The following is an 11,358-nucleotide window of genomic DNA, read 5'->3' on the forward strand; positions in this document are numbered from 1 at the left end:
CGGCATGGGACGACGAACACCGGCCCGGCCCGCCGAGACGGCCGAGGCCCGCGCCGAACTGGAGGGTCTCGGCTGGTATGCGACCCTGACCGGCCTGCACCCGCAGGAGGCGCTGATGCGCTGGACCTGCGAGCACGCGCTGCTCGCGCCGATCCGCGGCTTCGCGGCGGTCGAGGTGCCGGGCCTGCTCGGGCCGACGGCCGCCGCGGTGCTGCACCGCCGTCTCCTGAGCGGGTCCGGGACGGCGTTCGCCCTGCGCGACCCGGCCGGGCCGCTGCGGTCCTGGTTCCTGACCGACGCCCAACCCGACGGTCAGGCACGGGAGTTCACCGGCGCGGTGCTGCACGTCGAGGGCGAGCTGCTGCTGCCGTCCCCGTTCGACGCGGGGCCCTGGCGGATGCTGCTGCAACCCCGCACCGAGGTGTGGGTCGACCCCGAGGAACTGCAGCGGGCGCTGACCGAGGGACGCCGGACCCTGCTGCGCGAGGGCCGCCTGATCTGACCGGCGCACAAGACCCGAACAGGCCCAGCCGGAAGAGGAGTTGACGAGATGACGACGAATGCGGTGGGCGCCGAGATGCGCCTTTCGGTCGGCGAGCTGGCCGCGCTGGTGTCCGGCAGGGCCCACACCTGCCGGCCCGGGCAGGTGGACGAGCTGGTAGTGCCGGCGATCGGTTTCGCCCCGGGCCTGGTGCGGCCCGGGCAGGTGCTGCTGGTGCCGCCCGGCACCCCGCCGGAGCGGGCCCGGGCCCTGACACTGGCCGGGTGGGCGGCGGGCGCCGGCGCGGTGCTGCTGGAGGACCACCACCCCGTGCCCGCCCCGGGGGCGATCGGCGGGGTGACGATCACCGTCCACAGCACCGTCGATGCCGCCTGGCGCCTCGCGCAGCACGCCGCCGCCCTGCAGCCCCCCGACCACGACGGCGCCGGCGCGACGGTGCTGGCCCTGGGCGGGCCGGGCAAGTCCACCGCGCTGCGCGTCCTGGCCGGCCTCCTGGACCTCGAACCCGGCCGCAGCGCCGTCCTTGCCGCCGCGGACGTCTGCGCGGACCTCGCCCTGCCCGCCGCGTTCACCCAGGCCTGCGCGCAGCGCGCGCCCTTCGGCCTGTACGAGGCCAACGGCGAGCACCTGATCGCGCCCCGCACCGCCGTCGACCTCCTGCACCCGGACGTCCTGGTCGTGCTGCCGCTGGAACAGGCATTCCCGCCCGGCATCACGCCCGCCGCCTACGCCCACCAGGTGCTGGCCGTCACCCAGCAGATGGACAAGCGCTCGGTGGTGGTGCTGTGCACCGACGACCCCGAGCTGCGGGCGATCGCCTCCCGGATCGAGGGCCCGCAGGTGGTCACCGTCGGCATGGGCGACACCGGCGCCGTACTGCACGCCGGCGACGTGGAACCCGTGCCCAGCACGAAGGAGGGCAGCCTCGGCGGCGTCAGGGTGACGATCTCCTGGCGCGGCCGCACCTCCCGCGTCCTGCTGCCCGCCGCCGGCCGCTCCTGCGTGATCACCCACCTGGCGGGATTCACCGCCTGGCTCGCCGCCACCGGCTGGACCACGCCCGGCATGCGCCACGACGTCACCGCCTACGACTTCGAGTTCTTTGCCCAGGAGCTGGCCACCGTCGATCCGCGCGGGCCGGGCCGGATGGGCGCCACCGCCCTCGCCGGCGGCGGCCTGCTGCTCGACAACCGGGCGGGCACCGGCGTGGCGAACCTGCTGGCGGGCCTGACCGGACTCGACCTGGCCGCCCGCCGGCGGCCGCGGGCAGCGGTCCTCGGCCGGCTGCGCACCGGAGCGGACCCGGCCGCCGACTACGCCCGCGCCGGTTGGGCCCTGGCCGCCCACGACATCGACCACCTGCTCCTGCTCGACGCCCGCCCCGACGACCCCCACGCCCGGGCACTGAGCGAGCGCGCCGCGGCCGGAGGAGTCGGCAGCATCGTCCTGCTCCCCAACCAGGCGGGCCCCGACCTCGACAAGACCCTCACCGACTGGCCCGCCGGCACCGTCGTCCTGCTGCAGGGCGAAGACCTCGACACCCGCCTGCCCCTCACCCTCGCCGCCCACTTCGCCACCCGCCTCGCTGCCCCGCACAGCACCGTGAACCGCCCCGCAGACCGGAGAGAAACCGCATGACCCAGATCGAGATCGTCAACGACGCCGGCCGCCAGGGCGCCGCGTTCGCGGCCCTGGCCGAGGAGACGGCCCACCGCGCCGCCGCGCACGTGCCCGGCCTGTCGGGCATGCCCCTGCCCGAGACGGTGACGGTGCGCCTGCTCACCCCGGCCGGCAGCGCCGACGCCACCCGCCACCACATCACCCGCACGATCACCGACGCCGCCGCCCGCCTGGGCGAGCGCGCCGCCCCCACGCCCACGTCCTCCTGCAACAGCGACTGCGCCAGTGGGCCATCTTCCACGCCCTCGGCGGCGGGCAGATCCTCGGCAAGGCCGGATACGGCCCCGACGGGCCCGCCGAACTGCAGGTGGTACCGGCCCTGCACCGCAAGCGCCGCACCGGCGCGGGCGCCCTGGAGTCCCTGTTCGCCCACGAGCTCACCCACGTCGCCCAGGACCGGTACTGGCCCCAGGGCGCCTCGGTCGACGAGGAGGAGCAGCTGCAGGTCCGCCTCGGCGACCGCGACCGCCGCGACCTGCACCCGCTCGGGCGCGTCATCGAGGGCCACGCCCTCTACGTCCACCAGCAGGTCGACGCCCTCCTCGGCGCCTTCGGCGGCCGCTACCTCCACGAACCCCGGCCGCGCGCCGACGCCCGCCTGGCCGCCGCACTGCTGTCGCCCCTCACCCGGCCCATCCGCAACGCCGTCTACCTGCCCGGGCTGCCGTTCTTCGCCGCCCTGACCCGGGCAGGCGGGCCCGCGCTGGCCGCGACCGCGTTCAGCCGCGAGCGCCTGCCCACCGTCGCGGACCTCCGCGACCCCGCCGCATGGCTCAGGCAGCACCACATCACCACCACCACCACCGTTCCGGCCCGGTAGAGACCGCACCGAACCCGCCACCGCCCGACCAGGAGAAGCGCCACCATGACCGCCGCCTTACCGCCCCTGCCCCCGCACGCCGTCCCCCTCTACCCCACCGCGCACGGCCGCCCGGCCCCGTCCTGGATCGACCACACCCTCGCCACCCACCCCGACGCCGCCGTCCACCCCACCCCGGACCGCGCCGACCAGGACGCCGCCGACTACCTCGACCACAGCACCCGCGGCCTGCTGCGCCGGGCCGCCCGCCGCGCCCGCGACGTCGAACACGAAGAGATCCTGCACGCCGCCGCCACCGGCCAACAGGTCCTCCACTACGGCTACGGCCTCACCGACCCCCGCGAGCGCTCCCTCGCCGACCTGTGGCTCCGGGCCCGCGCCGGCCGCCCCGCGCTGCGCCTGGCCGCCGTGACCACCTGCCCCACCTCCTACCACCACGCCCGCCACAATCCCCTGCTGCAGGACTTCCCGCTGCTGTTCGAGCCGCCCGAGCGGCTGCACCTGCTGGCCGACAACCCCCACCTCGCCGACGCCCTCGACCTCGACCGGCCGCTGCTGATGGTGATGGGCGGCCTGCACCGCGCCCCGCGCGGCGAACTCGACATCGTGCTGCAGGACTTCGTCCCCCGCCTGCACCCGAGCAGCAAGATCACCCTGACCGGCATCGCCGTCCGCCGCGCGCCCACCGCCGATCGGCTCAACGGTCTGTGGCAGCAGTACACCGGCCAGGACGGCGGCTTCGTCCACCTGCCCGACCTGCGCAAACGCCTGACGGAGGCGGGCCTCGTGGTGGAGACCGGCATCACGGGCGCCAAGGGCCCGGCCGTCAGCGCCCTCTCCCTGACCTGCCACCCCCACCGCCGCCACCGGACCCGCACCACCCGCACGACCACGCCGTCCACCACGGCCGCCGCACCCCGCGCACCCCGGGCCACCGCGCCGCCGCCCCGCGTCCGCTCCCCGCACCCATCCCGGGTCGAATCCGCCCTCATGGCCACGCCCGACGGCCACCCGTACGGCACCTTCGCCGCGGACCGCGACGCCGCCGCCAAACTCGCCCTGCGCCACCCCGGCCTGCCCGCCGCACTGCGCGCCGCCGCCCTGGCCGAGGAGACCGCGGTCCGGCACGCGGTGCGCGACAACCGCCAGGTCCTCCACATCGGCTACGGCCACGGACTGCACGGCCAACGCCCGAGCACCTGGTGGCAGCGGCCCGACCCCGCCCTGCCGCCCGTGGTCGCGGTGACCGAATGCCAGGACGCCCACACCCACGCCGCCCTGATGGTGGAGTACCCCGTCCACCAACTCCACCACGACAGCGAGAAGCTCGCGGACCTGCTCACGCAGCCGGACCTGAAGCGGCTGCTCGACCTGTCCAAGCCCGTCGACGTCGTACTCGCCGGCCTGCACCGCACCCCCCGCGACGGCCTCGACCCCCTTCTGGACCGCCTGCTGACGCGCCTCGCCCCCGACAACGCCCTCGCCCCCGGCAGCACCCTCACCCTGATCGGCATCCGCGTCGAAGGCGCGCCCCGCCGCCGCCTGCGCGAGGACTGGGCCCGCTACACCGGCCAACGCCCCCTCTACCTCGGCACATCCAGCGCGAGCGGGCTCCTGACGCGCCTGCAGCACCGCGAACAGCTCGCCCTCCTCACACCCGAGTACCCCGGCGAGGGCCTGCACGCCCACGCCAGCGTCCACCGCATCCCCTGACCGAACCCCGCCCGTCGGAGAACCCCACCCGTGACCTCGACCACCACCCTCGGCCACCCCGCCCACCACGCCGTCCAGCAATGGCTGCCGGCCTGGGCCCTCCTCGCAGCCTGCGCCTACAGCGCCCAGGCCCTCGACCTCGCCCACCGCGTCACCGGCGGCCGCGGCATATCCGCGCACACGTTCACCGCCGCCGAGTGCGCGGGCGTCGTCACCGCCGGCCTGGCCCCGATCCTCCTGCGCACCACCCGCACGGACGCCCGCCCCGGCCGCACCGCCTTCGCCGCCACCACCGCCATGCTCGTCCTCGCACGCCTCAGCCTCGCGCTCCCGGCCGCCGGCCCCGCCGAGACCGTCGACGTCCTGCGCCTGCTCCTGGGCCCCGCGGTGATCGTGCTGCTGGCCGCTGAACTCCTCGCCCGGGCGGGCGCACCGATGCCGCGCCCCGCCCGCCCGACGTGGTCGGCCGTCAGCAGCACCCCCGGACCCACCGTCCTCTACACCGTGGCGCTGTTCCTGGCCTTCGCCGTGTCCCAGTTCATCGCCCAGTTCACCGCCGCCACCGACCAGGGCGCCGCGCTGGAGGTGACCCGGACGGCGGCGCTGACGCTGGCCGTCCAGACCGCCTCGAACGCGGCCCTGGAGGAGTTCGTCTTCACCGGCGTGCTGTGCACGCTCGGGACCGCCCTGCGGGTGCCCGTGCCCTGGATGATCGCAGCGGCCGCCGTCGGCCGGCTGCTGCTGCACGCCTACCTCGGCCCCGCCGCCCTCGGCGCGGCCGTCGTCGCGGCCGCCTCGATCGGCATCTACCTCCTCAACCGCAGCCGCCTGCTACCGCTGGTCCTCGCGCACACCGCCTTCAACGCGCTGATGTTCTACGGCATGCGCTGACCCCTCGCCGATCGCCACCAACCAGCAGAGCAGAGAACCGAATTGACAACTTTCAAGATCAACGACCGGGCCCGCTGGACCACCTCCCGCCACCCCGACTTCGTCCCCCTGGTCGAAGAGGCCCTGCACCTCGCCGCCCCGATGGCCGAGCGCTACGCCGCGATGACCCTGCCGCCGAAGGTCACCGTCGACCTCCTCACCCCCACCGCGGTGCGCGAGGCGACCCGCGAGCACGGCCGCCTTCTCGGCCACCGCGTCGCCGCGCTGTTCGACCACCCCGACGAACAGGCCACCGCGTACCGGTTCACCGCCGGCCGCCTGCACAGCTTCGCGCAGGCCCACCGCAGGATCTGGCCCCTCGTCGGCGGCCGCACCCTGCTGGGCACCGACGGCCGCTACTTGGCCGTGATGCCCGCCATGCACACAGCCCGCCGGACTTCGCTGCGCGCCCTGGTCCAGGCGCTGGGCCACGAACTCGTCCACATCATGCAGCTGCACCGCTCCCCGGACCTGGACGACGTCTTCTACGCCCAGCACGTCGAGGCCGGGTTCGGACGGCGCGAGGAGACCACGGTCCGGCCCCTGCAGCAGATCGCAGAGGGCCACGCCATGTGGGTGCACCGCCAGATCGTCGCCGAACTCGGGGGCGTGGACGACGACTTCCCCGACGATCCGCTGCCCAACGCGTGGAGCCGCCGTCGACGCCGTGCAGTCCTGGGCCTGCAGAAAACCACCCGCAGCGAGGTCTACCTGCCCGGCCTCGGCTTCATGAACGCCCTCGCCGCCGTCGGCGGCCCCGAACTCGTCGCCTCCGTGTTCGACTCCACGGAGCAGCTCCCGACCCGGGCCGAACTCACCGACCCGCAGCAGTGGCTCACCCGCGAGCACAACCGGCTCGTCGGCCCTGCCCCGGCGACCGCCCGATGACCCCCGGCTGCCTGCCTGAATCCTGATCCCGTGTCCGCTGGTGGGGTGGACCCTCGAGTTGGAGGGTCCACCCCACCACGGGGTCAGTGCGGGATGTTGGCGATGAGTTCGGCGGCGCCCTGCCGCTTGAGGGCCAGGGCGACCCGGTGGGGCACCCGGTGCTCTCCGCCCGCCGCAGGTTCGACGGCCGCTGCGTGAGCAGCCCGACCCCGTTCAGTGTCCGAGCCCGGAGCGCACCAGCTGGCGGAGCATCTCCGCCCGGGACACGCCCGAGGCGATGGCACGCTGTTGGACCTCGGCGATCTCCTCCTCGGACATCACCAGGTCGACCTTCCGGTCCCCGAGCCGGGGCCGGCCGGCGGGCCGGGGCCCGTCCTCTTCGGGGACGGGTGCGCCGAAGTGGCGTTCGACGGCGCCGTCCGCCTCGTTGAGGACCAGCCACTCCCGAGCGGTGATGTCGTCGAGGAACTCGAACCGGGGGGTGCTGCCCTGCAGCTGGGACCAGGTGTTGAGGACCCACCGGCCGCCCTTGGTGCGGTAGAGCTCCTGGTGCTCGAACTCGTCGACCCGGTTGACCGAGACCTCGTTGCCTTTGGCGTACTCCACGGCCTCTGGGAAGACCGTGGCCGCGTCGGGGTCGAAGTGCCCGACGCGGTACAGGGGAGTCTTGTTGTCGGGGTCGTACTCGAACACGTTGATACGGGACATGACGCCTCCCGGGGCGCGAGAACGCGGGAACCTCCGCGCACTACAACCGTAGGCCCGGTTTCCGCATGCGGAAACTCGGCGCGAAGTGCTCCCTCCCGTATGCCCGAGCACTGCCCGGGCGGCATGTCGAGCAGGAGACCGCGACAGCCTCGCCCCAAGGACCGGCGGCCGGAACCGCCGTCGCGCGGGCACCGTATCGGCCGGAGCGCCGGGCACGCCGCGGGAGGCGCTCCGATCATGCCGAATCCCGCACCGCGGCCGAACGCGGTTCGCCGAACTCCCCCCTTTCGAGCGCCGTTTCGCTCCGGTGGGACAGGCGACGCGCCCGCAGGTGCATGCTCGTTGCGGCACCGCAGCACAGGGCCGGACGCCGGCCTGGGAAAGGGGTCAGGGTTGAGCGACCGGAGCGGTGGGGAAGCCGGGAGGAGGTCTTCGCGTGCTGCCGATCCGGGTGCTGCCCGGCGGCGGCTGGCCGAGGCGGGACGGGCGGAGGGGATGCTGCTGGGCGGCGGGCTGGCGCTCTGGTGCCCCACCGGTACCGGCACCGCCGACCCTGGAACGGCCGCCGTAGAGGTGCTCGCCGCCGACCTCGCGGTGCTGGGGGTGCCCTACCGCGCAGTGCGGGCGGTGCGGCCCCCGCGGTGGCCGCACCGGCGCGCCCGGCCCGGCACCGAGGTCCGGGTTCGCCAGGGACCGCCGCTGGAGGCGCTCCGGTGCCAGGCGCCACTGACCGTGCGCCTGGCCGACCGGGGCCCGCTGGTCGACAGCGAGTTCAACCTGGCGGTGTGGGGCGTGGACGCCGACGGCGCGGAAGTCCCGGCCGGAGCGGTCCTCGGGCTCGCGGCCGACTGGCCGGCCTGGCACACCTGGCAGGCTGCCGCGATGGGGCTCGCCTGCGCGGAGTGCCGAACGGATCTGCGTCCCCGCGCCGCCGACGACCACCGGCGTGCGTTCCGGGCTCCCGGCAGCGGCCTGTGGCCCGTGCGTCTGCTGTGCCGCGCCTGCCGCCGGCTTGGCGGCAGGTGAGCGGGCGCTGTGCCTACAGGCCGGTCTCCAGAGCGAGGAAAGCGGCCTCGACGGCGTCCTTGAGCTCCTGGGGGCGAGGCACAGGTTGTCCGACCAGTCGGCAAGCCGGCGTTGGCGTGCGTCGATGCTCTCCCGCTCCGCCTGCTCGTGCTGGTTGCTGTACTCGTTGAAGAAGTAGCGCAGCAGCCACCCTTCGGAAGTCCAGAGAAGGGCGGCCAGGAGATCGCCGTAGTCCGCGGCTGCGATGAGTCGGCCCATCTGCTTGCGTACGGCCGCGCTCTTGCACCGGGTGGGGACGATCTGCGCGGTCCTGTCTATGATCACGCCGCGGAGGGTATCCCGGCCCCCCGACACCCTTGTGAGCAGGGCTTTTGCGGAGAAGGACAGCCGGGCGGCGCATGTCGGCCCCCGGGGCGGCCAGCGCGAGCCGATACCCCGTCAGCCCGGCGGCAGGACCGCGGAGTTCGGCCCCGCCCCGCCCGTGCGCCTGCACCCAAGCCGTCCAGGAGGCGAACGGGAAAACACCTGAGCCGCCGGGCCGCTGCGTGCGGGTGCCGGCCCCCGCAACCGCATGCGCCTCGCCCGCAAGACCCGCATCCCGGTGCGGAAGTACGAGGCCTGTCCTCGGACCGTCGCGGATCAGTGACAGCAGCTCCGAACGCCCGCGCGGGGAGAGAGGGATGCGAGACACTCCGTGAATCTTGTTCACGGGGAGGCCACCGCTCGCGGCGTTCTCCCGGCGGCGTTGGAGGTTCGCGGTGGAGCAGCAGGAGCCGGTACTCGTGGGCGGGGGAGCGGCAGGGGCACCAGGGGCGCCGCCTGCGGCTTCGGGTGCTCCGCTCGGCCAGGCTGCTCCCGTCGTACCTGTTCAGGCCTCCGTCCTTCCGGCGGGTTCTCCGACCGGCCCGGGGGTGGACCGGGAACGCCGGGCGGAGCGTGTGCAGTGGGTCATGGCCTTCGCCACCGGGCTGCCCGGCCTTGCCGCCGTGCTCGCGCTGATCTTCACCTTCGTGCAGGTGACGCAGACGCAGGAGACTCTGGCGGTCACGGAGCAGGGGCAGATCACCGACCGGTTCAACGCCGCGATCACCAACCTGGGGTCGGAGACGATGGAGCTCCGGCTGGGCGGCATCTACGCGCTCCAGCGGATCATGACCGACTCGGGCCGGGACAGGCAGGCCGTCGTGGACATCCTCAGCGCCTACGTCCGCGTCCACTCCCCCCGGCCGGAGAAGGCCGCCCCGGTGAAGCAGACCGAGTTGCCGGTAGACATCGCCACGGCCCTCAAGGTGATCAAGACCGCCAGCGCCGGGGACCTACTCCCCGGCGCCATCGACTTCCACGGCGCCGACGTCCACGGGGTGGACCTTCACGATTTCGACCTGTCCGGCTCGGACTTCAGCGGTGCGGACCTCACCGCCGCCCACCTGAACTTCTCCAACCTGATGGGGGCACAGTTCGTCGGGGCCAACCTCACGCGAGCCAGCTTGGGCGGGAGGGGGCCGGACGACAGCCCCAGGTACGGCAGGGAACCGTTCGCCGGAGCGTCCTTCCGCGACGCCGACCTCACCGGAGCCGGGCTGGGCGGCAGCAACCTCAGGTATGCCAGCTTCCCCAACGCCACCATGACCGATACCCATCTCGAATATGCCGACCTCACCGAGGCCACCATCACCGTGGAGCAGGTCGTCGCCGCCTGCCCGAGCCCCGAGACCAAACTGCCCCCCGCGATGGCGGCCGACCCGAGGATCAGGCAACGCCTCGACCAGCTTGCCAAGACCCCCTGCCCGAATCATGCGGGCGAAGCTCCCAGAAGTTAGGGCGTTCTTTCCGATCTGCCGTTGACGGACGCGCAGTGGGCGCGGAATAGCCGTTGTGGCCGGGGCGGGCGGCGGCGCGACAGTTGGGCGCCGGCGACCTCGGCGCCCGCCTGCGCGCCGCCGGCCGCACCGCCCGGGCCGTCGAACTCCAGGCCACGCTCGCCGACCGTTCCACCGCCACCCGCTCGCTCACCCTGCCCGAACCCACCGGCCACAGCCCGGCCCTGCGCGACGCCCTCTACACCCTCCACACCCGCCTGGGCCTGCAGCGCGCCCGGGTCCGCGCCCTGACCGCCCGTGCCGGCGACCTGCGCGACGCACGCACCACCGGCACCCAGCTGACCTTCGACCGGCCCACCGAGAGCGCCCGCGCCCTGGAGCCCGTCCTCGACCGCGCCGCCGCCCGCTTCGGCACCGGCGCCCTGCTCCCCGCCGCCCTCGCGCCTGGCCGCCGCGCTGTCGGCGCTGTCGGCGCCGGCGAATACCCTGGCCGCAGCCGTGGAAAGTTCGTGGACGCCGGACGGCCCCCGGCCTAGAACACCGCACCGACACGACCACCAGGGCCAGGAGAGCACCGTGCGCCAGGACACCAGCACCCCCGACACCCCGCTCCCCGGCCGCCCGCCCCCGCGACCCGGGCCTGACCGCCCGCCAGCGCCAGGTCGTCGACGCCATCGCCGACTCCGTCCGCCGCCGCGGCTACCCTCCCTCCATGCGCGAGATCGCCGAAGCCGTCGGCCTCGCCTCCACCTCCTCCGTCGCCCACCAACTCCGCGCCCTGGAACGCAAGGGCGTCGTCCACCGCGACCCGCGCCGCCCCCGCGCCTACACCCTCTCCGCCCACCGCCTGCGCGAACACGCCACCGGACACCTGGACACCGCCGCCGGCCCGTCGACCGTCCACGTGCCGCTCGTGGGCCGGATCGCCGCCGGCGGCCCGATCCTCGCCGAGCAGGCCGTCGAGGACGTCCTGCCCCTGCCCCGCCAACTCGTCGGCGAGGGAGAACTGTTCGCCCTCACCGTCAAGGGCGACTCCATGACCGGCGCCGCGATCCGCGACGGCGACCTCGTCACCGTCCGCCGCCAGCCCGTCGCCGAGAACGGCGACATCGTCGCCGCCATGATCGACGGCGAAGCCACCGTCAAACGCCTCAAGCGCCAGGACGGCACCCTCTGGCTGCTCCCGCACAACCCCGACCACCGGCCCATCCCCGGCGACAACGCCACCATCCTCGGCAAGGTCGTCGCCGTCCTGCGCCGCCTGTAGCGCC

The 11,358-nt window shown here is 74.4% G+C and carries 11 protein-coding genes; 10 read left to right on the forward strand and 1 reads right to left on the reverse strand.

Annotated features, from left to right (window positions below):
- The first annotated feature begins 4 nt into the window (after positions 1-4).
- The 6 genes from ACIOHG_RS26695 (at position 5) to ACIOHG_RS26720 (ending at position 6,533) form a co-directional block, all read left to right on the forward strand.
- Entirely contained in the window at positions 5-502 is a 498-nt protein-coding gene (locus ACIOHG_RS26695; protein WP_400954155.1) for a hypothetical protein, read from the forward strand.
- Positions 503-550: 48 nt separating this feature from the next.
- Positions 551-2,140, forward strand: a complete 1,590-nt coding sequence (locus tag ACIOHG_RS26700; protein ID WP_400954156.1) for a hypothetical protein — start codon at positions 551-553, stop codon at positions 2,138-2,140.
- Positions 2,141-2,489: 349 nt separating this feature from the next.
- On the forward strand, positions 2,490-3,002 hold the full coding sequence (locus ACIOHG_RS26705; protein WP_400954157.1) for a hypothetical protein: 513 nt from the start codon (positions 2,490-2,492) through the stop codon (positions 3,000-3,002).
- Positions 3,003-3,047: 45 nt separating this feature from the next.
- The gene (locus ACIOHG_RS26710; RefSeq protein WP_400954158.1) at positions 3,048-4,715 is read left to right on the forward strand and encodes an SAM-dependent methyltransferase; all 1,668 of its coding nucleotides are present in this window, start codon (positions 3,048-3,050) and stop codon (positions 4,713-4,715) included.
- Positions 4,716-4,745: 30 nt separating this feature from the next.
- Positions 4,746-5,606: a type II CAAX prenyl endopeptidase Rce1 family protein gene (locus ACIOHG_RS26715; protein WP_400954159.1), complete on the forward strand. Its 861-nt coding sequence runs from the start codon at positions 4,746-4,748 to the stop codon at positions 5,604-5,606.
- A gap of 42 nt (positions 5,607-5,648) precedes the next feature.
- Entirely contained in the window at positions 5,649-6,533 is an 885-nt protein-coding gene (locus tag ACIOHG_RS26720; RefSeq protein WP_400954160.1) for a hypothetical protein, read from the forward strand.
- Positions 6,534-6,746: 213 nt separating this feature from the next.
- On the opposite strand, the gene ACIOHG_RS26725 is transcribed toward ACIOHG_RS26720, so the two are convergent.
- Positions 6,747-7,241, reverse strand: coding sequence for a ribbon-helix-helix protein, CopG family (locus ACIOHG_RS26725; protein WP_400954161.1), 495 nt, complete (start codon positions 7,239-7,241; stop codon positions 6,747-6,749).
- Positions 7,242-7,736: 495 nt separating this feature from the next.
- Between ACIOHG_RS26725 and ACIOHG_RS26730 the strand changes: the two genes are divergently transcribed.
- The 4 genes from ACIOHG_RS26730 (at position 7,737) to lexA (ending at position 11,354) form a co-directional block, all read left to right on the forward strand.
- The gene (locus tag ACIOHG_RS26730) at positions 7,737-8,267 is read left to right on the forward strand and encodes a hypothetical protein (protein WP_400954162.1); all 531 of its coding nucleotides are present in this window, start codon (positions 7,737-7,739) and stop codon (positions 8,265-8,267) included.
- Between the two features lie 950 nt (positions 8,268-9,217).
- Entirely contained in the window at positions 9,218-10,087 is an 870-nt protein-coding gene (locus tag ACIOHG_RS26735; protein ID WP_400954163.1) for a pentapeptide repeat-containing protein, read from the forward strand.
- 83 nt (positions 10,088-10,170) lie between these two features.
- Positions 10,171-10,623 (forward strand): hypothetical protein, encoded by a 453-nt coding sequence (locus ACIOHG_RS26740; RefSeq protein ID WP_400954164.1) that lies wholly within the window; start codon positions 10,171-10,173, stop codon positions 10,621-10,623.
- Entirely contained in the window at positions 10,569-11,354 is a 786-nt protein-coding gene (gene lexA / locus ACIOHG_RS26745) for a transcriptional repressor LexA (RefSeq protein WP_400954240.1), read from the forward strand. The genes ACIOHG_RS26740 and lexA overlap by 55 nt, the downstream gene beginning before the upstream one ends.
- The last annotated feature ends 4 nt before the right edge of the window (positions 11,355-11,358 follow it).

Source organism: Kitasatospora sp. NPDC088134, assembly GCF_044741705.1.
Taxonomy (GTDB): Bacteria; Actinomycetota; Actinomycetes; order Streptomycetales; family Streptomycetaceae; genus Kitasatospora.